The sequence below is a fragment of the Streptomyces sp. NTD91 genome (assembly GCF_059510455.1).
On the sequence record NZ_JCAJZW010000005.1, the window covers coordinates 122,534 to 146,826 of the forward strand.

The window sequence follows — 24,293 nt, forward strand, 5'->3', positions numbered from 1 at the left end:
ACCCGTCCATCTCCGGCAGTTGAGTCGGTACAGCTCAACTTGACTGCCGAAGGGGAGATCATGGCTGCTGAGTCACCGGCGTTCACGCTCGTCCTGCCCGTGCTGCCGCTCGACGACGAGGTCGTGCTGCCCGGCATGGTGGTTCCGCTGGACCTGAGCGATGCCGAGGTGCGGGCCGCGGTGGAGGCCGCGCAGGCCGCCGCCCGGTCGGAACCGGGCAAGCCCAAGGTGCTGCTGGTGCCCCGGATCGACGGCACGTACGCGAAGACCGGTGTGCTGGGCACGGTCGAACAGGTCGGCCGGCTGGCCGACGGCGACCCGGGGGCTCTGATCCGCGGCCGGAGCCGGGTGCGGATCGGCGCCGGCACCACCGGCCCCGGCGCGGCCCTGTGGGTGGAGGGCGCGCGCATCGAGGAGACCCTGCCGGAGCCGCTGCCCGGTCAGGTCGCCGAACTCGTCAAGGAGTACAAGGCGCTTGCCACCGAGTGGCTGAAGAAGCGCGGCGCCTGGCAGGTCGTGGACCGCGTCCAGGCCATCGACGACGTCTCCGCGCTCGCCGACAACTCCGGCTACTCGCCGTTCCTGACCACCGAGCAGAAGGTCGAACTGCTGGAGACCGCCGACCCGGTGGCCCGGCTGAAGCTCGCCACGCAGGCGCTCCGCGACCACCTCGCCGAGCAGGAGGTGGCCGAGACCATCGCCAAGGACGTCCAGGAGGGCGTCGACAGGCAGCAGCGCGAGTTCCTGCTGCGCCGCCAGCTGGAGGCCGTCCGCAAGGAACTGCGCGAGCTGAACGGCGAGAAGGACGGCGAGGAGTCCGACGACTACCGCGCCCGCGTCGAGGCCGCGGACCTGCCGGAGAAGGTCCGCGAGGCCGCGCTCAAGGAGGTCGACAAGCTGGAGCGGTCCAGCGACCAGGCCCCGGAGGGCTCCTGGATCCGCACCTGGCTGGACACCGTCCTGGAGATGCCCTGGAACGAACGGACCGAGGACGCGTACGACATCCAGGGCGCCAAGGAGATCCTGGACGCCGAGCACGCCGGTCTGGACGACGTGAAGGCGCGCATCACCGAGTACCTGGCCGTTCGCAAGCGGCGCAGCGAACGCGGCCTGGGCGTCATCGGCGGCCGGCGCGGCGGTGCCGTGCTGGCACTCGTGGGCCCGCCCGGCGTCGGCAAGACCTCGCTCGGCGAGTCCGTCGCCCACGCCATGGGCCGGAAGTTCGTCCGCGTCGCCCTCGGCGGCGTCCGTGACGAGGCCGAGATCCGCGGCCACCGCCGTACGTACGTCGGCGCGCTGCCCGGCCGGATCGTGCGGGCCGTCAAGGAGGCCGGGTCGATGAACCCGGTGGTCCTGCTCGACGAGATCGACAAGGTGGGCTCCGACTTCCGCGGCGACCCGGCCGCGGCCCTGCTCGAAGTCCTCGACCCGGCGCAGAACCACACCTTCCGGGACCACTACCTGGAAGTCGAACTCGACCTGTCCGACGTGGTCTTCCTGGCCACCGCCAACGTCCTGGAAGCCATCCCGGAGGCGCTCGCCGACCGGATGGAGATCGTCCGCCTGGACGGCTACACCGAGGACGAGAAGGTCGTCATCGCCCGTGACCACCTGCTCCCGCGCCAGCTGGAGCGGGCCGGGATCGGCGCGGACGAGGTCACGATCGACGAGGGCGCGTTGCGCAGGCTCGCGGGCGAGTACACCCGCGAGGCGGGCGTCCGGACCCTGGAGCGCTCCATCGCACGCCTGCTGCGCAAGATCGCGGCGCAGCACGAACTCGGCGAGCGGGAGCTGCCGTTCACGGTGACGCAGGACGAGCTGCGCGGCCTGATCGGGCGCCCGCACCACGTGCCCGAGTCCGCACAGGACCCGGCCGAGCGCCGTACGGCCGTCCCGGGTGTGGCGACCGGCCTCGCGGTCACCGGCGCGGGCGGCGACGTGCTCTTCGTCGAGGCGTCGCTGGCCGACCCGGAGACGGGCGCGGCGGGTCTGACCCTGACCGGTCAGCTCGGTGACGTGATGAAGGAGTCGGCGCAGATCGCGCTGAGCTTCCTGCGCAGTCACGGCGCCGCACTGGAACTGCCGGTCGGTGACTTGAAGGACCGGGGCGTGCACATCCACTTCCCGGCGGGCGCGGTTCCCAAGGACGGCCCGAGCGCGGGCATCACGATGACGACGGCCCTCGCCTCGCTCCTGTCCGGCCGTCTGGTCCGCACGGACGTGGCCATGACCGGAGAGGTCTCGCTGACCGGCCGGGTGCTGCCCATCGGCGGTGTGAAGCAGAAGCTGCTCGCCGCCCAACGCGCCGGGGTGACGACCGTGATCATCCCCAAGCGCAACGAGCCCGACCTGGACGACGTCCCTGCGGAGGTGCTGGACAAGCTCGACGTCCACACCGTGACCGACGTCCGCCAGGTCCTGGAACTGGCGCTCGCGCCCGCGACGAGCGGCGCGGCGCCGGAGGTTCCCGTGGCGGCGTGACGGACGCCGCGGGAGAGGCGAGGCCCGGGTCCCGTGAGGGAGGCCCGGGCCTCCGCCGTGCCCGCATCGGACCCTCGCCACATGCCCATAACGCAATGACTCGGTAGAATTCAGGCGTGAGTTGGCCCCCCAGCAGCCCCTCCGGCGTGATCGGGGCCGAGATCGCGGGCTACCGGGTGGAGCGCGAACTCGGCCGGGGCGGCATGGCCGTCGTCTACTGCGCCAAGGACCTGCGCCTCGGCCGGACGGTCGCCCTCAAGCTGCTCGCACCGGAGTACACGCGCAACGAAGCCTTCCGCCGCCGTTTCGCCCAGGAGTCCCGGATCGCCGCCGCCATCGACCACCCCAACATCGTGCCCGTCTTCGAGGCCGGGGAGTTCGAGGGCGTCCTCTACATCGCCATGTGCTTCGTGCACGGCCAGGACCTGCGCGCCCTGCTCGACCGCGAGGGCCCGCTGCCGGTGCCGACCGCCCTGCGCATCGCGGCCCAGTTGGCCTCCGCCCTGGACGCGGCCCACGCCCAGGACCTGGTGCACCGCGACGTCAAGCCGGGAAACGTGCTGGTCGCCAAGGGCGTCGACAGCGACCACCCCGAGCACGTCTACCTCACCGACTTCGGGCTCGCGAAGAAGTCGCTGTCGCTCACCGGGTTCACCAGCGCGGGCGAGTTCGTCGGCACCCTGGACTACGTGGCGCCCGAGCGGATCGCCGGGCGCCCGGTGGACGGAAGGGCCGACCTGTACAGCCTGGCCTGCGTGGTCCACGAGATGCTCGCGGGTGCCCCGCCCTTCCGGCGGGAGGACCACCTGGAGCTGCTCTGGGCCCATCAGTACGACCCGCCGCCTGCGCTCAGCGAGGAGCGGCCGGGCATCCCGCGGGCCGCCGACGACGTGCTGAGGAAGGCGCTGGCCAAGGCCCCGGACGACCGTCACGGGAGCTGTCTGGAGTTCGTCGCGGCCCTGCGCGAGGCGGTCACGGGCGCCGCCCCGCCCGTCCGTACGCCGACGGTGGTGGACCGCGTGCCGCCGCCGGAGCCGCCCGCCTGGGCCCGGCCCTTCCTCGACTGACCCCCGCCGCTTACGCGGGCTTTACCCGACGCCTGTGAGCGCGTCAAGTCCCGAGTCCTCGGAACGTGACCCCGATTTCCCGTTCGGCCTTACTTGGAGCACGGCCTCACCGGAAGCGACGTGAGGCGGTCCGGAGGACGGAAATCCCGGAGATTCTGCCGGACGGTCCTCCCGGGTATTTCGCTCAGGTAATCCGCTCAGGTAATCCAGCCTGGGAAATCCTCACAGCAATCGGAGAAAGCTCATGACTCGTATCACGCGTACCCGCACCGACGCCCGTCCGAAGCGCCGCTGCCTGCGTCTCGCGACCGTCGCCGCCTCTGCGGCCCTGGTGACCGGAGGCGTTCTACTGCCCGCGGCCGGCGCGATGGCGGCCCCGGTGCCCACGTCGGCCGTGGCCTTCGTCCACGGCGGTGGCAAGGGCGGCGACGGCGGCGCCGGCGGGGACGGCCTGGTCGGCGGCGGCGGTGGCGCCGGTGGATCCGGCGGCGGCAGCGTCCTCGGCACCGGTGGCGACGGCGGCAAGGGCGGCAAGGGCGGCGACGGCGTCATCGCCGGTGGTGGCGGTGGTGGCGGTGGTGGCGGCGGTGAGGGCGTGATCGGCGGCAAGGGCGGTGACGGCGGCGACGGCGGCTTCGGCATCTTCTCCGGCGGCAACGCCGGTGGCGGTGGCGGCGGTGGCGACGGCGTCCTTGTCGGCGGCAAGGGCGGCAACGGCGGGAAGGGCGGCAACAGCGTCTTCCAGGGCGGCGACGGCGGCAAGGGCGGCAAGGGCGGCTCCGGCGTCTTCGGTGGCCTCGGCGGGTCCGGCGGAGCCGGCGGCAGCAGCTTCTTCTGACCTTCTCCCGCTGTCGTCGACGGGTGTGGGGGCCGCCCGGCCCCCACACCTGACCGGGCCACAGCGCCCGCACCCCGAACCCTCATCCCGAACCGAAACGAGGCCCCCATGTTCACCAGCCCCTCCCGGCGCCCCCTCCTTCTCGCGGCGGCCTCCGTGGCTCTCCTCACCGCCACCGCGTGCGGCGCCCAGGCAGCCACCCACACGGCCCCCACCGGCTCCCCGGCCCCCCGTGGCCACACGGCCCCGGCCCACCCCTCCGCGCACTGCGGCCAGGGCGGCCAGGGCGGCCAGGGGGGCCAGGGCGGCCAGGGGGGCCAGGGCGGCCAGGGCGGTGCACCCGGTCAGCCCGGCCGGCCCGGCGAACCCGGCAAGCCCGGCTGCCTCTCCCCGCACGACCTGCCCGACAGGCCGAAGTCCGAACTCTCCCCCACGGACCGGGCCCGGATCGCGCTCACCGTACTGACCGGCCGGGCGACGAAGGCCGAGGTGGCCAAGAAATACAGGATCTCCGAGAAGGAGATCGGCACATGGGAGCAGCGGATCCTGAACGGCGACTGGGCCGGACTTGCGGACCAATGATCCGCGGAACACTCCGGCGAATTCCCCCTGGGAATCACCTTGAGAATGACCCGGGAAACCCAGGCTTTTATGGAAAGGGAAAACCCATGCGCAGGCGCTCCTGGAAATTCGGAATCGGCCTCGCCGTCACGACCGTGGTGCTCACCGGCGGCGCGACGGCCCCGGCCGCGACGGCCGACACCGGTTCGGCCGCCGGTGGATCCGGCAGCATCCCTCCCCACCTGAGCAGCGTCCACGTGGGCAACGGCAGCGTCCGCATCGGCGACACGATCTGCGCGGGCAACTGCGACGGCACCGTCAACGGCACCGCCGGACACGACGGCGGGATCTGCGCCGGTCTGTGCAACGGCAGCGCCAACGGCGGCAACGGCACCGACGGTGCACCGGGCCGAAGCGGCGGCAAGGGCGGCACCGGCGGCATCTGCGTCGGTGTCTGCGCGGGCAGCGCCAACGGCGGCAACGGCGGCAACGGCGGCAACGGCGGCGACGCGGCGGGCACCGGCGACGGCGGCGACGGCGGGCGGGGCGGGAACGGCGGGATCTGCCTCGGCACCGGCTGCGAGACCAGTGGTCAGGGCGGCCGTGGCGGCAACGGTGGCGGCGGCTGACTCATCCGGTGGCCGCGGTCAGCGACTGCTCCGCCCACACCGTCTTGCCGACCCGGTCGTGCCGGGTGCCCCAGCGGTCGGCCAGCTGGGCGACCAGCAGCAGGCCCCGGCCTCCCTCGTCGAAGATCCGGGCACGCCGCATGTGCGGGGTGGTGCCGCTGGCGTCGTACACCTCGCTGATCAGCGTCGAGTCCTGGTGGATCAGCCGGAGCCGGATGGGCGGCCGGCCGTACCGGATGGCATTGGTGACCAGCTCGCTGACCATCAGCTCGGTGGGGAACGCGGCCTCGGCCAGGCCCCACGCGGACAGCTGGCCGCAGGCGAGGTGGCGGGCGCGGGCGACGTCTTCGGGGTCGTCCTCCAGCTCCCAGACGGCCACCCGGTCCTCGTGCAGCACCCGGGTGCGGGCGACGAGCAGGGCGATGTCGTCGTCCGGGCGGTGGGTCAGCAGCTCGGTGAGCACGTGGTCGCAGACGGCGTCCAGCGACCCGGCGGGCCGGACCAGTGCGGCGAACATCTTGTCCAGCGCCTCGTCGATGTCGTGGTCGCGGGCCTCGAACAGCCCGTCGGTGTACAGGGCGAGCAGGCTGCCCTCGGGCAGTTCGGTCTCGATGGCCTCGAACGGCAGCCCGCCGAGCCCGAGCGGTGGCCCCGCGGGCACGTCCAGGAAGCGCACGGCGCCCTCCGGCGTGACCACGGCGGGCGGCGGATGGCCGGCCCGGGCCACCGTGCACCGGCGGGTGACCGGGTCGTAGACGGCGTACAGACAGGTGGTGCCGATGCCGCCGGCGGTCTCCGCGGTCGGGTCCGTGCTGCCCTCGTCGGCGGCCAGCCGCAGCACCAGATCGTCGAGGTGGGTGAGCAGCTCGTCGGCCGGCAGATCGACGTCGGCCAGGGTGCGTACGGCGGTGCGCAGCCGGCCCATGGTGGCCGAGGCGCGGATGCCGTGGCCCACCACGTCGCCCACCACGAGAGCCACCCGCGCCCCGGACAGCGGGATCACGTCGAACCAGTCGCCGCCCACCCCGGCCCGGGTCGCGGCGGGCAGATAGCGGGTGGCGATCTCCAGGGCCGCCTGCTCGGGCAGCGTGTGCGGGAGCAGGCTCTGCTGCAGCGCCATCGTCGTGGTGCGAGCGCGCGCACCGGTGTGGGCCTGCCGGATGCCGCCGGCCGCCTTTCCCGCGAACTCGTCGGCCAGCCGCAGATCCTCCGGGCCGAACGGCTCCCGGCCCGGGCACCGGCCGAACAGCGCGACCCCGAGCGTGCTGTCCTGGGCGACCAGCGGCATTGCCAGCAGGGACCGCGCCCCGGACACGTGCAGCCAGGCCGCGCCCGGGTCCGTCGCCGCCCAGGCGGCGACGCGCGGGTCCGCCGTGTCGTACAGCAGCGGCCGGCCCGCCGCCAGGCACTGGGTCGGCGGCGAGCCCGCCGGGCAGACGACCGCCTCGCCGACGCCGGAGCCGTGGCCGGGCGGGATGCTGTTCGGAACGGCGCGCAGGGCGGCGCGGCGCAGGACGAGCTGACCGGACCGCGGCACGGGTTCCGCGCCGGCCTCGCGCGGGGAGTCGAGCAGGTCGACCGCTATCACGTCGGCGAGCCGGGGGACCGTGACCTCGCCCAGTTCCTGCGCCGCGCGGGCCTGTTCGGTGGCCGGGGCGAACGGCGTGTCGTGCTCGGCCGGCGGGTGCTGCCCGGCGCCGGAGTCCTGGGCGGGCGCCTGCGTGGACAGGCAGACGGCGCGCACCTGGCCGCCGGCGTCCTTCAGCGGGGTGAGCACGGCGCCGCGGCCGGGGTCCGCGCCGAACCGGGCGTCCTGCGGCCGGCCGGTCTGCAGCGCGAGCCGCATCGATCGGACGGCCTCCTCGCTCGTGGCGCCGGGCACGATGTGCACCAGCCGCAGTCCGCGCATCGCGGCCTCGGGCAGCGCGAGGGTGTGCTCCATCCGGCGGTTGGCACGGACCAGCCGCAGATCGGCGTCGAAGATGGCCAGGGGGAAGGGGGACTGCAGGAAGGTCCACTCCTCCAGCGGCTCGCCCCGGGGCGGCTGCGCCCGGGCGGTCACCGCGCTCACCACGAGCCAGTCGGTGGCGCCGCGGTCCGAGGTCCTCCGGTGGGCGAGCACGTGCAGCTCCAGCCGCCGGCCGTCGCGGTGCCGGAGCGGCACCGTGCCGTTCCAGCGTTCCCGGCCGGCGAGGACCCGGCGCACCGCCGAGCCGTCGGTGGCGAGGAGCGTGGTCGCGGGCCGGCCGAGGACAGCCGGCGCGTCGTAGCCGAGCAGCTGCTCGGCGCCGTCGCTCCAGCCCGTGAGAACGCCCTGCTCGTCGATGGTGGCCGTGGCCGTGTACGTCGACTGTCGCTCCTGTCGCTCCATCGCCGCTCATCCGCCCTTGTTCGGCAGGCTCTCCTGACCAGCATGATCCCGGGCGGCGCGGAGCACCAACGCAGCGCGGTGCCCCCTGCCCGAGCCGGGCAGGGGGCACCGGGGGAGCGTCAGCCGTTGGCCAGGGCCTGCACCCGGTCGAGGGCTCCGTTGAACTTGTCGTGGTCGCCGACCGTCGGTCCGGAGGAGGTGTACTGCCACATCGTGTAGTACGACCAGCCGGCCGGCAGCGTGCCCGGGGCCGGGGCGTAGCGGGCGATCCACAGCGGGTTGTTCGCCGCGAAGCCGCCGTAGTTGCCGGTGCAGTCGCTCCACCAGCTGGTCGCCGTGTAGATCACCGCGTCCCGGCCGGTGAGGGACTTGTAGGTGTTCAGGAAGTCGGCGATCCAGCCGACCATCGCGCTCGCCGACTTGCCGTAGCACTCGGCGCCGTACGGGTTCCACTCGATGTCGAGCGCGCCGGGCAGCGTCTTGCCGTCCCTGGACCAGCCGCCGCCGTGGTTGACGAAGTAGCTCGCCTGGGTGGCGCCGCTGGTGGTGTCCGGGGTCGCGAAGTGGTAGGCGCCGCGGATCATGCCCACGTTGTACGAGCCGTTGTACTGCTGGGTGAAGTACGCGTTCGTGTAGTACGTGCCTTCCGTGGCCTTCGTGTACGCCCAGCGCACCCCGCTGTTCCAGAGGGTCGACCAGGCGACGTTGCCCTGGTAGCCGGAGACGTCCACGCCCTCGGTCTGGGTGACGTCACCGGAGGTGGAGGTGCGGTGCCGGCCGTCGTGCGCGAGGACGCCCATGCCCATGTAGGCGGAGCCGCGGGTGGGCGTCGTCGCGGCGTGGGCGGAGGTGAGGGGGAGGGTGAGGGAGAGCGCCGCGAGCAGGGCCGTGATCAGGACGGCGAGGGGACGCGGGCGGATGGAGCCGGGTCTGTGCACGGGCATGACGTGCCTCCGGGAAGTGGGGTGGGGAGAACGTGACCGTGACCGTGTACCGGATGCCGCACTGGCGTGGGCATGCCATTTTCTTGCCTGCTGATGAAGCTACGCACGTAGACAAAGGGGTGGGAAGAGGGCCCGGACACCGCCGTTGGTCTAGCCCTGCGAAATACTGACGGAGCTGCGGCAATGACGACTTTTGACGGAAACTTTCAGGACCGCGAAACCGAGCAGGGGTGCTGACGTGCACGAGGACGGAAACGGCGACGCACATCGCGGCGCCCGCGAGACGACGCCCAATGGTGCAGACCAGGAGTTCCTGGATCTGGAACGGGAGTTGACCGTGCTGCTCAGGCGGGCCCGGGCCAACCAGGGAGAGATGGCCCGCGAGGTCCATCCCGACCTGGAGTCCTCCGCGTACGGCCTGCTCATCCGCCTGGACGAGTGCGGCGGCCGGCGCGCCACGGAACTTGCCGCCTACATCGGGGTCGGCAAGGCCACGATGTCCCGGCAGTTGCGCGCCCTGGAGGAGCTGGGCCTGATCGCCCGCGAACCGGACCCGGCCGACGGCCGCGCCTGGCTCGTCACCCTCACCGACGAGGGGCGCCGCCGGGTCGGCAAGGTCCGCGAGGCGCGCCGCGCCCGTTACGTCCGCCAGCTCGCCCACTGGGACCGCCGGGAGGTCGCGGAACTGGCCCGGCTGCTGAACCGGTTGAACGGCGTCATGGAGAAGTAGAGCCGCCCGGCAGGCGGTGCGCAGGCGGTGCGCAGGCGGGCCGGCGGGCGCTCACAGCTCCGCGTACACCACCGTGGCGTCGTCGTGCGTCTTGCCGCGCCGCAGGAACGCCCGAGCCTCGCGGTCCGCCCTCTCCAGCTCCCGCACCCGCTCCACCAACGACCGGGCGCCCTCCTTGGCGACCAGTTCGAACAGCACCTGCCAGTCGCCCTCGCGGAACTTCTCCGTCCAGCGGCTCGCGCCGTCCGTCAGCGCGGCGAGCGCCCGCACCCGGCGGCGGGGCAGCGTGCCGACGACCGCGCGGGCCGCCACCGAGGGATCGGCTGCGGCCGTGAAGAAGCCGCCCTCCCTGTTGCGCAGGATGGCGTCCACCGAGGTGTCGGTGGCGAGCGCGGAGCTCGGGAGCCGGGCCAGCCGGTCGTCGAGGACCGGGGTGACCGTGCCGTCCGGGCCCTGCAGCAGCAGGGCGGCGTCGGACAGCACCAGGTACTCGACGGTGTCGACGGACCAGCGGGCCAGGGCCACGGTGGCCTGGGGGGTGCGCGGGTGAGAAAGGTCACAGGTGTGGGCGTGGGCCTCGGCGGTCCGGGCGATCGCCCGCGACAGAATCTCCGGGAGTGTCAGATCTCCGGCGGAAAGGGTCAGTTCGGTCAGTGCGCCGCCCAGTCGCGCGGTGAACCAGGGGACGGAATGCAGACAGCCCGTCTCACCCTGCGGCGGAGTCACTCCGTCGAGGACGACCAGGCAACCTCCCTGCCCGGAGGCGGGTAGTCCGACACCGGCGAAGTCCTCGTTGGGTCGGTGCGCGTCGCCGGGTTCCGAAACGAGATCCGTTCGCATTCGGCCAGTCTGCACGAAGCCTTCACAGGATGCGCGAAAGGCTGGCAACCACCGCCGAATTGACGCGACCCCGCAGGTCAGCCGTCTGGTTTAGGCTGGAATGGGGCACTCCGGGAAGGCGTGGTGGCGAATACTGCCAAAGCCAGCCGCGCGCGTCCAACCGGCGTGCCGCCGGACCGACTCGCACACGCCGGAGGAACTTGCCCACCAACTCCCCTCCGATGTTCACTCCTTCGGGTGGCGGGTCAGGTGATGCGCGACCACTGCCCACCGGCGCTGGGAGGGTCGGGAACCGTACGAACCGGGTGTACGCACCACTTGGCACTGATATGGCCGGGCCCTGCCGGGCACCGGACACGACGGGACGCCACCCGGGCCCTTGGGTAGACGAGTTCAGGAATGCGAGCACCGGTGCAGATGAAGCGGCCTCGGCGCACAGGCAGGCAGACGGCCCCCACGGGGACCGCCCAGCAGACACCCGTGGGCAGCGGCCGCCCCACCCATGTGCGCACCCGGCTCGTTGTCGCGGTCGCCGTGGTGGCCGCCGCCGTCGCGGGAGCCGGCGCTCCCTCCCTGCTCACCGCCTCCCAGGACGTCAGCGACTCCCAGGACCTGGTGACGCTGGCCTCCCGCACCCAGGACGCCCTCGCCCTCGCGAACTCCCTCGCGGACGAGCGCGACGACGTCACCTCCTACATCGCGTCGGGGCGTGACAAGTCCAAGGCGCCCGACGAGGACCGCAGCGCCCGCGTCGACCGGCAGGTCGAGGACCTGCGCGCCGAGGACGACACCCCGGCGAGCCTGCGCGGCGACCTCGACGGCATCGCCGCCGTCCGGCGGGCCGCCCTCACCGGCAAGACCACCGCCCTCCAGACCCACCAGGCCTACTCGGACACCATCGCCGAACTGCACCGGGTCGCCGAGCAGCTCGCCGACCGGACCCCGCCGCGGGCCGGCTCCGGCGCCCACGCGCTCGCCGAACTCGACACCGCCGTCCAGGAGTCCGCCGCCGCCCGCGGCCTGCTGCTCGCCGCGCTGAACGTGCCGTCCGGCACCCGGACGGTGATCAACCCCGTCACCGGCGTGGCCACCACGACCTCCGCCGGCTCGGAGGCCGACCGCAAGCAGCGCGACCAGCTGACCGCCGCCGCCCAGCAGGCCCGGCTGCGCGCGGACGCGGCCCTCGCCGGGTTCCGCGCCGACGCGCCCGGGACGGCCGTCGAGTCGTACGACTCCACGGTCACCGGACCCGAGGTCAACTCGGCCGAGAAGTACCTCGCCACGCTCACCGACCAGCCCATGCTGGCCGACAGCGAGCTGACCACCAGCACCAAGAAGCTGGACGCGGCCCTGTCCGCCCGTGTCGACCTGATGCGCGGCGCGGAATCGGCCCTCTACGACCACCGCACCAAGGACCTGGCGAAACTCCGCGACGACGATGTCACGGCCCTGGAGATCCGCATCGCCGTCCTCGGCGCCCTGATGCTGGTCGCCGTGGGCCTCGCCACCGCCATGGCCCGCACCCTGACCCGTCCCCTGTCGGTGCTGCGCCGCGGCACCGCCCGGCTCGCGGAGTCCGCGGACCCGGCGGCCCAGGAACCGATCGCCTTCACCGGCCGCAACGACGAGTTCGCCCAGGTCGTGCGCTCGGTCAACGCCCTGCACGCGCACGCGGTGGCCCTGCGCGAGCGTGCGGCGGGCCTGCACGAGCGCGTGGCGACCCTGGAGGCCGACCGCAAGCACCTGGTCGGCCAGCGTCAGCAGATGGCCGACGCCCGCGAGGAACTCCACGCCGAGCTCGCCGAGTCCGCCGCCCGGCTGGAGCGGCTGCGCACCAGCATCGGCGGCACGTTCGTCAACCTCGCCCTGCGCACCCTCGGCCTGGTCGAACGCCAGCTCGCGGTCATCGAGGGCCTGGAGGAGCGGGAACACGACCCCGACCGGCTCGCCACGCTCTTCAGGCTGGACCACTTCGCCACGGTCATGCGTCGGCACAGCGAGAACCTTCTGGTCCTGGCCGGTGCCGAGCACGTGCAGCAGCATCACGCACCGGTGCCGCTGGTCGACGTGGTGCGGGCCGGCGTCAGCGAGATCGAGCGCTACGAGCGGGTCCGAATCGCGGCGCTGCCCCCGCACGCCCATGTGGCGGGCTTCGCGGCGGACGACCTCTCCCATCTGCTGGCCGAACTCATGGAGAACGCCACCTCGTTCTCCCCGCCGGACCTGCCGGTCGAGATCTCCGGCTGGCTCCTGGAGTCCGGCGAGGTGATGCTCTCGGTGCAGGACGAGGGCATCGGCATGGCGACCGACCGCCTGGACCGCCTCAACGCCCGGCTGGCCGACTTCGACCCCGAGTCCGGCTACGACGACGAGAGCGACGTCGGCCTCGGACTCGGTCTGTACGTCGTCGCCCGCCTCGCCCACCGGCACCGCGTGCGCGTGCAGTTGCGCGAGCAGAAGCAGGGCGGTGTCGCGGCGGTGGTGGTCCTCCCGGCCACCCTCGTCACCGACCCGCCGTCGGCCGCGCTCCCTCCGCACGCGGCGTCCCCCAGCCCCAGCACCACCGGCACCTTCTCCCTCCCGGGCGCCGTCGCCGAGGTCAACTCCAACGTCCTGCACGCCCGCACCAAGCACCAGGACCCCCTGGTCACCCTGGCGGAAGAGGCAGTCCGGGCGGCCTCCGGCAACACGACCCACGACCACACGTCCCCGGGCGGAGAGCCGACGTCGGCCTCCGACGACCGGGCCGGGAGGGACGCGGCCGCCTCCGGCAACGAGTCCGCGCGGCCCGCGAGCGTCTTCGGGGACCTGGCCGGTGAGACCAACTCCGACCGGCCGGGCAGTGAGCCCGAGAACGCCTTCGGTCGTACCGGCGCCGAGAGCGAGGCAGCCTTCGGCCGCACCGGTGTCCAGAGCGAGGCAGCCTTCGGTCGTACCGGCGCCGAGGACGAGGCAGCCTTCGGTCGTACCGGTGTCGAGCCCGAGGCAGCCTTCGGTCGTACCGGTGTCGAGCCCGAGGCAGCCTTCGGTCGTACCGGCGCCGAGGACGAGGCAGCCTTCGGTCGTACCGGTGTCGAGCCCGAGGCAGCCTTCGGTCGTACCGGCGCCGAGAGCGAGGCAGCCTTCGGTCGCACTGGCGCCGAGCCCGAGAACGTTTTCGGTCGCACCGGTGTCGAGAGCGAGGAAGTCTTCGGGCGGCCGGGTGTCGAGGGGCGCGGTGCCGCCTTCCGCGGGTCGGCCGAGGACGCGGTGCGGGACGCCTTCGGCGGGCCGGCGGACGAGAGGGCGGCGCGGGACGCCTCCGGGACCTTGGCGGACGACGGCGCCGGTGCCGCCCCGGGCGGGCCGGTCGGTGATCCGGTGCGGCACGCCTTCGGCGGGCCGGGGGAGCGCGCGGCGCGGGACACGGCGGACGGCGCCGTGGAACGCGCGGTCCACGAGCAGGCCGGCGCGGGGGCCCAGGACACGGAGACCCGGCCCAAGGCCCCGGTGGAGACCTTCGCCGAGTCGACGATGGAGCTGCTGCTCCCGGACCTGACCCGGGATCCCACCGAGCCACCGGCCGGCGACGTCGGACGCGCCCCACAGGGGCCGACCCGAGCCGACGGCGAGAACCGCACGGGTGCCGCGGCCGGGAGCCACGTCCGCGCCGAAGGCGAAGCCGAGGCGGAGCCCGAGGAGCAGGAGCAGGTCACCGCCAAGGGTCTCCCCAAGCGCACACCCAGGATCACCGTACCGACCCAGGCCCCGCGCCAGCGGCCCCGCTCTGTGGACGCCGAAGCCCTTCGCCGCAGGCTCGGCGGCTTCCGCCAGGGCGCCCAGGCCGGCTACCGCGACGTAGAGGCAGAGATCGCGGAACGAACCGAACACGTCACGGGGGGCACAGCCGAGGAGGCAAGCAGTTGACCGCGCCGAGTACCTACGGACTGAGCAGCGAAGCCCGCAACCTGCACTGGCTGCTGACCAACCTGGTCGAGGAAGTCCCCGGCATCCAGTCCGTCGCCGTGGTCTCCTCGGACGGACTGCTGCTGCTGTCCTCCGACCCGGCCCGCACCGAGCAGTCCCGGAGGAACCGCCCCACGAAAGGCCCTCGGGGCTCCGCCGCCGACCTGGCCACCATCGTCTCCGGCATCGGCAGCCTCACCGTCGGCGCCGCGAAGCTGATGGACTTCGGCGGCGTCAAGCACACGATGATCGCGATGGAGGAGGGCAGCCTGTTCGTGATGTCGATCAGCGACGGCTCGCTGCTCGGCGTGCACGGCAGCGCCGAGTGCGACATGAGCGTGGTGGCGTACCACATGGCGCTGTTCGTCGGCCGCGCCGGCCACGTCCTCACTCCGGAGCTCCGCAGCGAGCTGCGGAAGTCCCTGGAGGCAGCGTCGGCGGGGAGCGCCCGATGAGCGGCACATCGAAGAAACTCCCCGTGCGCGGCGGCGAACGCAAACCCGCCCGCGTCCGCCCCTACTCGCTCACCGGCGGCCGCACCCGCTTCGGCCACGTCCTCCTCGTGGAGACCTTCGTGGCCGCGCTGGAGGCCCCCGAGGAGCGCAAGGAACTGGCGAATGGTTCCCTCACCACCCGGGTCATGCCGGAGATGCGGGCCATCGTCGAACTGTGCCGCCGTATGCGCACGGTGGCCGAGATCGCCGCGCTGCTGAAGATGCCGCTCGGCGTGGTCCGCGTGCTCCTGAGCGACCTCGCGGACCAGGGAAAGATCCGTGTGTACGGCACCGGAACCGGTCACGGCACCGGTCGCCCGGACCGCGCTCTGCTGGAAAGGGTGCTGAGTGGACTCCGTCGTCTCTGACGCCGCCGCCTCCGCCGCCGGAGGCGCCCCCCTCGTCGCCGGATTCACCGAGCCCGACGACGACCTGAGGTCCTGGCAGACGGACCGTACCCGGGCGCCCATCGCCACGAAGATCGTGGTGGCGGGGGGCTTCGGCGTCGGCAAGACCACGCTGGTCACCTCCGTCTCGGAGATCACGCCGCTGCAGACCGAGGCGCTGATGACCGAGGCGAGCGAGGAGACCGACGACCTCACCGCCACGCCGGGCAAGCTCACCACCACCGTGGCCATGGACTTCGGCCGTATCACGCTCGACGACGACCTGGTGCTCTACCTGTTCGGCACGCCGGGACAGCAGCGGTTCTGGTTCATGTGGGACGACCTGGTGCGGGGCGCGATCGGCGCGGTGGTCATGGCCGACACCCGCCGGCTGAAGGACTGCTTCCCGGTGCTGGACTACTTCGAGAGCTGTGGGCTGCCGTACGTCGTCGCGGTCAACCACTTCGACGGCAGTGACCTGTTCGAACCGGAGGACGTACGGGAGGCGCTGACGATACCCGTGCACGTCCCTGTCATGATCATGGACGCGCGGCGCCGGATCTCGGTCGTCGAGACACTGCTGGCCCTGGTCGGCCACGCGCTGGACGAGACCCCCGAGTAGTCCCCCCGGCGGCCACCGCGCAGTCCCCAGTGCAGTCCCCGAGCAGTTCCCGTAAGGAGTCCCCACCCGCATGCGGAAGATACTCGTCGTCGGAGCCGGTCAGTCCGGCCTCCAGCTCGCCCTCGGCCTGCAGTCGCACGGCTACGAGGTCACCCTGATGTCGAACCGGACCGCGGACGAGATCCGCAGCGGCCGGGTCATGTCGACGCAGTGCATGTTCCACACGGCGCTGCAGCACGAGCGCGATCTGAACCTGAACTTCTGGGAGTCCCAGGCCCCGAAGATCGAAGGACTCGGCGTCTCGGTCGCGGCCCCCGGCTCGCACGACCCGGGCCCCACCCAACGGGCGATCGACTGGGCCGGCAAGCTGGACGGGTACGCACAGTCCGTCGACCAGCGGGTGAAGATGGCCGGCTGGATGGAGGCCTTCGCCCAGCGCGGCGGCCAGCTGGTCATCCACGGCGCGGCGGTCGGCGACCTCGACTACTTCTCCCGGACGTACGACCTCGTCCTGGTCGCCGCCGGCAAGGGCGAGCTGGTGCAGATGTTCGGCCGCGACGCCTCGCGCTCGCCCTACAGCGAGCCGCAACGGGCGTTGGCGGTGGCGTACGTCCACGGGCTCGGCCCGCGCCCCGAGCACCCGGACTTCCTGGCCGTCCGCTGCAACCTGGTCCCCGGGGTCGGCGAGCTGTTCGTCATGCCGACGCTCACCACCTCCGGACCGGCCGACATCCTGTTCTGGGAGGGCATACCCGGTGGCCCGCTCGACGTCTTCAACGGCGTCAAGGACCCGGCGGAGCACCTCTCCCTGACCCTGGAACTCATGGAGAGGTTCACGCCCTGGGAGTACGCGCGGGCGACGAAGGTCGAACTGACGGACGCCGGCGGCACGCTGGCCGGCCGCTACGCCCCGACCGTCCGCAACCCCATCGGCCGCCTCCCCGGCGGCGGCCTCGTCCTGGGCGTCGCGGACGTCGTCGTGGCCAACGACCCGATCACGGGCCAGGGCTCGAACTCGGCGTCCAAGTGTGCGGCCGCGTACCTCGCGTCCATCCTGGAGCACGGTGACAAGCCGTTCGACGAGGAGTGGATGCAGGCCACCTTCGACCGCTACTGGAAGACGGCCCGGCACGTCACCAAGTGGACGAACGCGATGCTGGCCCCGCCGCCGGAGCACGTGCTGAACCTCATCGGCGCGGCCGGGCAGCTGCAGCCGGTGGCGAACCGCTTCGCCAACGCCTTCAACGATCCGGCGGACTTCGAGAACTTCTTCTACGAGCCGGAGAGGACCGAGGCCTACCTGGCCTCGGTGACCGGAGCCTGACCGTCCGGTCGTACGGCGCCGAGGACCGGATAGGACGCCAGGGGTGACACCTGGACCTTGGCTCCGGTTCTCGGCGCCTGTACGACCTTGCCGTTCCCGACGTACATCGCCACGTGCGTCGCCTGCGGGAAGTACACGACCAGGTCACCGGGACGCAGCTGCCCGATCGGGATCCGCTTCAGCCGGAGCCACTGCTCCTGGCTGGTGCGCGGGATGGATCTGCCCGCGTGCCGCCAGGCCTGCGAGGTGAGGCCCGAGCAGTCGTAGGAGCCGGGGCCCTGCGCGCCCCACGCGTACGGCTTGCCGAGCTGGTCCAGGGCGTAGCGGACCGCGCGGGCGCCCTCGGGAGAGGCGGGCCGGTTCGCGGGAAGCGAGCCCGCGGTGGCGAGCTTTGCCTGGGCCTCGGCGACACCCCGTTGCTCGAGCGCGGTGATCGCGGCCAACTGGGCCGGGGTGAGACCGGCCAGCAGGCGTTCCACCGCGGCCAGCCTGGTTCGCACGGCGTCCTGCTGCTTCTTCTGCCGGTCGGCCAGGGTGAGCTGGGTGTCGAGGGCCCTGCGGGCGGCCCGGGCCACGGTGTCCTTGCGCTGCTCCATGGTGCTCAGCCGGTTCACCGCGCGGGCCTGGTCGCGCGCCAGCTCGGCGACGACATGGCCCTCGTCCAGCGCCGTCTGCGGGTCGGGGGCGAGGAGCACGCGGACGTACGGGCCGAGGCCGCCGACGCTCTGGTACTGCCGGCGGGCCAGCCGGCCGGCGTCGGACCGGCTGTCCAGCAGGGCGAGGCGGGCGCGGGCGAGTTCGCCGTCGAGGCGGGACACCTCGGCGCGCTGGCGGTGCAGCTTCACCGAGGTGGCGTCGTAGGTCTCGGTGGCCTGCTCGGCCTGCCGGTACAGCGTCTGAAGGTCCGTCAGCAGCTGGGAGACGGACCGCTGGGGCTCCGGTGCGGCCGCGGCCGGTGCGGGCACGAGGACGGCCTGGGTTGCCACCGTGGCCGTACAGGCCAGGCGTAGAAACGTTCCTGACACGTCATCACCTCGGGTGCTGGAGGAGGATCCCGGCGGGCGGGCTGTTCGCCTCCTATCGCACCGCGATAATCAGATGTATAGGTGCGGGACGCGCGCCCGGTGTGCGCGGTTCGGCGCACGTGTGTCACCCGTTCGCGTCATCCGGCCGGCCCGGCGGCGCGGCGGCCGGCTTCGACCAGGGCCACCGGAGCCTTCCGCCGGAGGTGTCCTCCGGGTCGTACAGGTACTTCCACCCCTGGAACAGGCCCAGCCTCTCCCACCGGCTGCGTTCGCGCGGGACCCCCGCGCTGTGCCCGCGCGGCACCCGGCGGTAGACCAGCACCGTGGGCGGCCCGCCGTCCGGGTCCGGGACGGGAATGCGGTACGTCTTCGGGGGGTGCCCGGTGGGCCCGACCATGACCGGCAGCACGCGCCCGTCCATGGGGCCGCCCTCGAAGGGGGTGTCCTGACTCTTCACCGCTTCAGTCTCGGCCATCCGCGCCCAGCTCGCCGACGACCACGGCCGTCTGCGGGTCCCGGGCGGCGGTGACCGTGAGGACGGCCACGAACTGCTCCACCAGCCAGTCGCGCAGCTCCTCGACCGGTGGCTGCTTGTCCTCGTCCAGCCAGATCAGGGAGGCCGCCTCCACGGCCGTGATCCAGGTCCGGACGCTCATGCGCAGCCGCGGGCCGGGCTCGGCGACACCGAGGTGGCGGTAGATGTGCTCGGCCGCGGCCCGGCGCACCCCGTCGACGATGGCCGTGGTCCGCGAGGTCTCCACCACGCTGCCGCCCTGGAGCAGCGCGCTGAAGCCGGTGTCGTGCTCGTCGACGAAGCTCAGATACCGGTCCAGGGCCCGCGACAGCCGGGGCAGCGGTGGGCCCTTGCGGGGCTCGTCGAAGCACAGTCGCAGCTCCTCGGCGGCCGAGCGCAGCGCGGCCTCGTACAGCTGCTGTTTGCCGCCCGGGAAGTACCGGTACACCAGGGGGCGCGACACTCCGGCCGCCTCCGCCACGTCGTCCAGCGACACGTCCTCCGGGGCGCGATGTGCGAACAGGGACAGCGCGGCACCGAGCAGCTGACTGCGTCGCTCCTCGACGCTCAGCCGGCGGTAGGCGGGTGTGGCGGCCGGGGTCATGAACCGCAGCCTAATCGCTGCGCGGCCCGGGCCGCCGTCGTCCGCCGGTTCGTCGCGGCCGGTCGCGCCCACGCGGCGCAGCCGCACATCGGTACGGCCCCGCGCCCCTTCCGGGACGCGGGGCACCTCTTGGCGGGCGGCGTCCCGCACCACCCGGCCCGGACCTACGCCAGCAGGCCCGACGACTTCCACAGCCGCCGTCCGACCCCCCGCAGCACGCCGATGTCGTCCAGGAAGTCGGTCAGCCGCCTGGCACCGGTCTGCATGACCTCGCGGCGATGCCCGCTCGCCTTGACCTGTGCCATGGCCTCCCGCTTGTCCAGGCCGACGTTCGTGTAGACCTCGGGGTTCACGAACGCGACCGAGAAGACGCGGGCGAACTCGCCCGAGGTGATCCGGGTGAACTCCTGGGACCACTTCGGCGCGGTCACCATCTGGCGCCGCAGCTCCTCACGGGCGTACCGGACGTGCCGGGCCTCCTCGACCACGTGGATGCGCGTCACGCCCCGGATCAGCGGCTGGATCCGCTCGTCCGGGAACGTCAGCCGCTGCATCCAGTCCAGCACCTCCTCGCCGAGCAGTGTGGCGGTGAAGGAGCCGGGGGTGGTGGAGATCGTCTTGAAGAGGCGGCCGAGGTTCTGGTGGGCCCTGGCGACCGGGTACCAGGGCGTCCCGCCGTGCGAGATCAGTCGGGCGAACATCTTCGAGTGCCGGCACTCGTCCTCGATCTCGGTGAGGGCGTAGCGGACGTGCGCGCTCGTCGCGGCCTTGTCGTAGATGTGCCGGACGAGCAGCTGCATCAGGATGATCTCGAACCAGATGCCGAGCGAGGCCAGCGCCGCCGCCTCGTGCTGGGAGAGCAGGATCCGCTGCTCCTCGCTCATCCGCTTCCACATCGGCGTGCCGTACAGCGACACCAGCTCCGGCGGCCAGAACCACTTGCCCTCCTCGAAGGGCGCGTCCCAGTCCAGCTCCCTGTCCGGGTCGAAGGAGTGCTTGGCGGAGGAGACCAGCAGCCGTTCGGCCACCTGCTCCCGGTCCTTGAGCAGGCCGAGCGCATCGCGCAGGCTGTCCAGCGCGTCCGCTTCCGTCAGGGTCGTCATGGCTCCCTCACCTCGTTGCCCGGGGGTAGTGACTCCTTCTCTTATAAGACTGCCTGTCAGCAAGGGCGTCAATCCCCTGCGCATGACTTGTTGACTTCGCGTCTACGTGTGAGCCTGCGAGGTATGCCGACCCATGACCTGTACGCCAACGCCCCCCAAGACTCCCCCTGGCAGGTGCCCGCGAGCGGCGCGGCCCGGTTCAGCTGGGAGTACGACGACGGCCGTGAACGCCTGCTCGCCCTGTACCAGAAGGGCAAGGACAAGCAGTGGGACGGGCAGCAGCGCATCGACTGGGACCTGGAGGTCGACCCGTACGACGCGCTCGGCACGCCCGAGGAGGCCATGACCCTGTACGGCACCCCGTACTGGGACAAGCTGACCGAGAAGGACAAGGGCGAACTGCGCCGGCACTACGCCTCCTGGCAGTTCAGCCAGTTCCTGCACGGCGAGCAGGGCGCGATGATCTGCGCCGCCCGGATCGTGGAGTCGGTGCCCGACCTGGACGCCAAGTTCTACTCCGCGACCCAGACCATGGACGAGGCCCGGCACGCCGAGATCTACGGCCGCTTCCTGCACGAGAAGATCGGGCTCGTCTACCCGATCAACGACAACCTCCAGTCGCTGCTCGGCGACACGCTCCGTGACAGCCGCTGGGACATGCCGTACCTGGGCATGCAGGTCCTCATCGAGGGGCTGGCGCTGGCCGCGTTCGGGATGATCCGGGACACCACCGACAAGCCGCTGCCCAAGCAGATCCTCACCTACGTCATGCAGGACGAGGCCCGGCACGTGGCCTTCGGCCGGCTGGCCCTCAGGGACTACTACAAGCAGCTCACCGACGCCGAACTGCGCGAGCGCGAGGAGTTCGTGATCGAGGGCTGTTATCTGATGCGCGACCGGCTCCGGGGCGTGGAGGTCCTGGAGAACTTCGGCATCCCGAAGGCCGAGGCGGAGGCGCTGAGCGAGCGTTCCGAGTTCCTCCAGCTGTTCCGCAAGCTGCTGTTCAGCCGGATCGTGCCGTGCGTGAAGGACATCGGCCTGTGGGGCAGGCGGCTCCAGGAGGCCTATGTCGACATGGGCGTCCTGGAGATGGGCGACTCCAACCTGGACCTGCTCATGGCCCAGGACGAGGAACTGGCCGACCAGTTGGACGCCCAGCGCTTCGCCGCGGAGGAGCGCGAGCGGGTGGCGGAGGTGCAGGAGACCATCGAGGCGGGGGCGGCGGAGAGCTGAGGCGGGGAGGGTCAGATGCCGGGACCCGGCGGCGCAGAGCTGAGGCGGGGAGGGCGAGATGCCGGGACCCGGCGGACCCGGCGGCGAACCGAGGTGGCGAGGGCACGGACGGCGGGGCCCCGACGGCGGATGCCGAGGTGGCCGTCGGTCGTTCGCCCGGGTGCAGTAGCGTTCCGACGTGTCCATGCCTCCGCCACCGCAGCAGCCGTACCCCAACGGTCAGCCGTACCCCAACGGCCCCCAGCAGCAGCCGAACCCCTACGGACCGGCCCCGCAGGCCGTCCCGGGGCCCTACGGCCAGCAGCAGCCGGCCCCCGCCCCGGGCCCCTACGGCCTGCAGCCGCCGCAGGCCGCCCCCGGCCCGTACGGCTCGCCGTACCCGCCGCAACAGCCCTACGCGCCCCAGCCGTACCCCCAGCAGCCGTACGGCGCCTGGGGTGTCCCGCCCATGGCCCCGCTGCCGAAGAAGCGGCGGGTCGGGCTGATCGTCGGGATCGCGGGCGGTGCCGTCGTGTCGATCGTCGTGGTGCTCGCGATGATCGGGATGGCGGCCGAGAGTGGCTTCCCCGAGGCGAAGAACAAGCTGACGCTGCCCAAGTCCCTGCTCGGCGACAAGTACCGGCTCGCCCAGGACATGTCCGACACCGAGGGCAAGAAGGTCGAGAAGGAGGCAGACGGCGCCTGGGACGCCAAGGACATCCACGCCGTCACCGCCCGCTACAGCCCCGGCGGCGACAGCACCAGGGGCATGCTGCTGGTGTCGGGCATGTACGGGCGGTTCAAGAACGAGGACGCGGTGCGGCGCAACATGCTCAAGGGCGCCGCCCAGGCCGACGGCGTGACCGTGGACCAGACGCCGAAGGACGTCACGCCGTCCGGTTCCGACGTCACGATCAGCTGCGAGGTGCTCACCCAGAAGGCGTCGCTGGTGACGATCACCTACCCGGTCTGCGCCTGGGCGGACGGCAACACGGCGGCCATCATCGGCGAGGCCGCGCTGCCGGCGCCCGACCCGTCCGGCGTCGACCTCGACGCGGCCGCCCGGCACACGCTCGAGGTCCGCTCGGAGATGCTCCAGCCGGTCGGCTGACCACCCGGCGGTCCTGGGCCGGTGCTCACCGGCCCAGGACCGCCCGCATCACGTTCCGCGCGATCGGTGCCGCGTCGCCGCCGCCGCTGATCTCGCCCCGGTCCGCCGAGGCGTCCTCCACCACCACCGCGACCGCCACCTGCGGCTCCAGACTCTCGTCGGTCTGCGCCCAGGAGACGAACCAGGCGTACGGCACACCGGAGTTGCCGACCCCGTGCTGCGCGGTGCCGGTCTTGCCGCCGACCAGGGCACCGCGGATGGCCGCCCGGGTGCCGGTGCCCTCCCGGACCACGTCGGCCATCAGCTCCTTCAGCCGCTCGGCCGTCGAGGGATGCATCACCTGCCGCACCGGATGCGCCCCGCTGCCCGCGACCGTGTCGCCGTTCCGCCTGGTCGTCCGGTCCACCAGGTACGGCGTCCGCAGCTGCCCTCGGTCGGAGACGGCCGCCGCGACCATCGCCATCTGCAGGGGTGTGGCCCGGGTGTTGTACTGCCCGATCGAGGACAGCGCCAGCTGCGCCCGGTCCACCCGCGGGTCGAAGGTGCTCGGCGCCACCCAGAAAGGGATGCGCAGGCGGGCGTCGTTGAACCCGAACGCCTCCGCCGTGGCCACCATGTCCTTCACCCCGACGTCCACGCCGAGTTTGGCGAACACCGTGTTGCAGGACCACTCGAAGGCCGACCGCAGCGAGGCGTCCTTGCAGGCACCGGCCTCGTTGGTCAGCCGGGTCCTGGTGCCCGGCAGCAGGTAGGGCTCGGGGGAGTCGGTGGGCTTGTCCGGGTCGGTGACCACCCCCGCGTCCAGCGCCGCCGCCGCGGTGACCACCTTGAACGTCGAGCCCGGAGGATAGGTCTGCCGTGCCGCCCGGTTGAGCATCGGCTGCCTCGGGTCGTGGGTGAGGCGCGCCCACGCCGAGGCCACCGCCTCGCCGTTGCCGGACAGCTCCCCGGGGTCGTACGACGGACTGGACACCAGCGCCAGGACGCGGCCCGTCTCCGGGTCGACCGCGGCCACCGCGCCCTTGCGCCCGGCGAGACCCCGGTACGCCGCCTCCTGCGCGGCCCGGTTCAGCGTGGTGACGACGTTCCCGGGCCGGTCCGCCGCCCGCGTCACGTCGTTCCACAGCGGCAGCGGCGTCAGCATCGGGTCCGTGCCGGAGAGCACCCCGTCCCCGGCGTGCTCCAGGAACGTCGTGCCGTACGACTGCGAGGAGAATCCGGTGACCGGCGCATACAACGGGCCGTTCCGGTAGGTGCGTTCGTAACGCAGCTGCTCGCCGGTGTCCACGGAGCCGGTGACCGGCTCGCCGCCGACCAGGATGTCGCCGCGCGGCTGGCCGTAACGGGCGATCGTGGCACGCCGGTTGTACGGGTTGCCGTCGTAGACCCCCGACTGCACGACCTGCACCCGGGCCGCGTTGGCCAGCAACGCCGCCAGCAGCAGCGTGCAGAACGCGCAGGCGTGCCGGATGTACCGGCCCATCGGCCGCTC

At 72.5% G+C, this 24,293-nt stretch carries 21 protein-coding genes; 13 read left to right on the forward strand and 8 right to left on the reverse strand.

Going from position 1 to position 24,293, the window contains the following annotated elements:
- Window positions 1-60: 60 nt before the first annotated feature.
- From lon to AC5WRT_RS08100, 5 genes are all read left to right on the forward strand, one after another.
- On the forward strand, window positions 61-2,481 hold the full coding sequence (lon, locus tag AC5WRT_RS08080; RefSeq protein WP_496093546.1) for an endopeptidase La: 2,421 nt from the start codon (window positions 61-63) through the stop codon (window positions 2,479-2,481).
- A gap of 116 nt (window positions 2,482-2,597) precedes the next feature.
- Complete coding sequence (locus tag AC5WRT_RS08085) at window positions 2,598-3,548, forward strand: serine/threonine-protein kinase (RefSeq protein ID WP_496093545.1); 951 nt, start codon at window positions 2,598-2,600, stop codon at window positions 3,546-3,548.
- Window positions 3,549-3,792: 244 nt separating this feature from the next.
- Window positions 3,793-4,386 carry a hypothetical protein gene (locus AC5WRT_RS08090; protein ID WP_496093544.1) on the forward strand — a complete coding sequence of 198 codons (594 nt, stop codon included), beginning with the start codon at window positions 3,793-3,795 and terminating at the stop codon, window positions 4,384-4,386.
- 108 nt (window positions 4,387-4,494) lie between these two features.
- A complete protein-coding gene (locus AC5WRT_RS08095) occupies window positions 4,495-4,968 on the forward strand; it encodes a hypothetical protein (protein ID WP_496100044.1) in 474 nt (157 codons plus the stop codon).
- 86 nt (window positions 4,969-5,054) lie between these two features.
- Window positions 5,055-5,576, forward strand: a complete 522-nt coding sequence (locus AC5WRT_RS08100; RefSeq protein ID WP_496100045.1) for a hypothetical protein — start codon at window positions 5,055-5,057, stop codon at window positions 5,574-5,576.
- 1 nt (window position 5,577) lies between these two features.
- Here the strand turns inward: AC5WRT_RS08100 and AC5WRT_RS08105 are convergent, their stop codons facing one another.
- Both AC5WRT_RS08105 and AC5WRT_RS08110 read right to left on the reverse strand, forming a co-directional pair.
- A complete protein-coding gene (locus AC5WRT_RS08105; RefSeq protein ID WP_496100046.1) occupies window positions 5,578-7,947 on the reverse strand; it encodes an ATP-binding SpoIIE family protein phosphatase in 2,370 nt (789 codons plus the stop codon).
- A gap of 119 nt (window positions 7,948-8,066) precedes the next feature.
- A complete protein-coding gene (locus AC5WRT_RS08110) occupies window positions 8,067-8,891 on the reverse strand; it encodes a lysozyme (RefSeq protein ID WP_496093540.1) in 825 nt (274 codons plus the stop codon).
- Between the two features lie 238 nt (window positions 8,892-9,129).
- Here AC5WRT_RS08110 and AC5WRT_RS08115 point away from each other — a divergent pair, with 238 nt between their 5' ends.
- Window positions 9,130-9,621, forward strand: coding sequence for a MarR family winged helix-turn-helix transcriptional regulator (locus tag AC5WRT_RS08115; RefSeq protein WP_496093539.1), 492 nt, complete (start codon window positions 9,130-9,132; stop codon window positions 9,619-9,621).
- Window positions 9,622-9,672: 51 nt separating this feature from the next.
- Here AC5WRT_RS08115 and AC5WRT_RS08120 read toward each other — a convergent pair whose 3' ends face one another.
- Window positions 9,673-10,461: a protein phosphatase 2C domain-containing protein gene (locus tag AC5WRT_RS08120; protein WP_496100047.1), complete on the reverse strand. Its 789-nt coding sequence runs from the start codon at window positions 10,459-10,461 to the stop codon at window positions 9,673-9,675.
- A 411-nt stretch (window positions 10,462-10,872) separates the two neighbouring features.
- Here AC5WRT_RS08120 and AC5WRT_RS08125 point away from each other — a divergent pair, with 411 nt between their 5' ends.
- The 5 genes from AC5WRT_RS08125 (at window position 10,873) to AC5WRT_RS08145 (ending at window position 17,232) form a co-directional block, all read left to right on the forward strand.
- Entirely contained in the window at window positions 10,873-14,367 is a 3,495-nt protein-coding gene (locus AC5WRT_RS08125) for a sensor histidine kinase (protein WP_496100048.1), read from the forward strand.
- A complete protein-coding gene (locus AC5WRT_RS08130) occupies window positions 14,364-14,861 on the forward strand; it encodes a roadblock/LC7 domain-containing protein (protein WP_496093536.1) in 498 nt (165 codons plus the stop codon). Before AC5WRT_RS08125 ends, AC5WRT_RS08130 begins: the two co-directional genes overlap by 4 nt.
- Window positions 14,858-15,268, forward strand: a complete 411-nt coding sequence (locus AC5WRT_RS08135) for a DUF742 domain-containing protein (RefSeq protein ID WP_496100049.1) — start codon at window positions 14,858-14,860, stop codon at window positions 15,266-15,268. The genes AC5WRT_RS08130 and AC5WRT_RS08135 overlap by 4 nt, the downstream gene beginning before the upstream one ends.
- Window positions 15,249-15,908 (forward strand): GTP-binding protein, encoded by a 660-nt coding sequence (locus AC5WRT_RS08140; RefSeq protein WP_496093534.1) that lies wholly within the window; start codon window positions 15,249-15,251, stop codon window positions 15,906-15,908. Before AC5WRT_RS08135 ends, AC5WRT_RS08140 begins: the two co-directional genes overlap by 20 nt.
- Before the next feature lie 70 nt (window positions 15,909-15,978).
- Window positions 15,979-17,232, forward strand: a complete 1,254-nt coding sequence (locus AC5WRT_RS08145; RefSeq protein ID WP_496093533.1) for a styrene monooxygenase/indole monooxygenase family protein — start codon at window positions 15,979-15,981, stop codon at window positions 17,230-17,232.
- Here the strand turns inward: AC5WRT_RS08145 and AC5WRT_RS08150 are convergent.
- The 4 genes from AC5WRT_RS08150 to AC5WRT_RS08165 form a co-directional block, all read right to left on the reverse strand.
- Window positions 17,205-18,257: a C40 family peptidase gene (locus AC5WRT_RS08150; RefSeq protein ID WP_496093532.1), complete on the reverse strand. Its 1,053-nt coding sequence runs from the start codon at window positions 18,255-18,257 to the stop codon at window positions 17,205-17,207. The genes AC5WRT_RS08145 and AC5WRT_RS08150 overlap by 28 nt on opposite strands.
- A gap of 124 nt (window positions 18,258-18,381) precedes the next feature.
- Window positions 18,382-18,714, reverse strand: coding sequence for a DUF8847 domain-containing protein (locus tag AC5WRT_RS08155; protein ID WP_496100050.1), 333 nt, complete (start codon window positions 18,712-18,714; stop codon window positions 18,382-18,384).
- A gap of 4 nt (window positions 18,715-18,718) precedes the next feature.
- Window positions 18,719-19,375 carry a TetR/AcrR family transcriptional regulator gene (locus AC5WRT_RS08160; RefSeq protein ID WP_496093530.1) on the reverse strand — a complete coding sequence of 219 codons (657 nt, stop codon included), beginning with the start codon at window positions 19,373-19,375 and terminating at the stop codon, window positions 18,719-18,721.
- Window positions 19,376-19,539: 164 nt separating this feature from the next.
- On the reverse strand, window positions 19,540-20,478 hold the full coding sequence (locus tag AC5WRT_RS08165; RefSeq protein WP_496100051.1) for an AurF N-oxygenase family protein: 939 nt from the start codon (window positions 20,476-20,478) through the stop codon (window positions 19,540-19,542).
- Window positions 20,479-20,601: 123 nt separating this feature from the next.
- Here AC5WRT_RS08165 and AC5WRT_RS08170 point away from each other — a divergent pair, with 123 nt between their 5' ends.
- Both AC5WRT_RS08170 and AC5WRT_RS08175 read left to right on the forward strand, forming a co-directional pair.
- Complete coding sequence (locus AC5WRT_RS08170) at window positions 20,602-21,711, forward strand: ferritin-like domain-containing protein (protein WP_496093528.1); 1,110 nt, start codon at window positions 20,602-20,604, stop codon at window positions 21,709-21,711.
- Between the two features lie 184 nt (window positions 21,712-21,895).
- The gene (locus AC5WRT_RS08175; protein WP_496093620.1) at window positions 21,896-22,801 is read left to right on the forward strand and encodes a hypothetical protein; all 906 of its coding nucleotides are present in this window, start codon (window positions 21,896-21,898) and stop codon (window positions 22,799-22,801) included.
- 25 nt (window positions 22,802-22,826) lie between these two features.
- Here the strand turns inward: AC5WRT_RS08175 and AC5WRT_RS08180 are convergent, their stop codons facing one another.
- Window positions 22,827-24,284 carry a penicillin-binding transpeptidase domain-containing protein gene (locus AC5WRT_RS08180; protein ID WP_496100099.1) on the reverse strand — a complete coding sequence of 486 codons (1,458 nt, stop codon included), beginning with the start codon at window positions 24,282-24,284 and terminating at the stop codon, window positions 22,827-22,829.
- Window positions 24,285-24,293 lie beyond the last annotated feature (9 nt).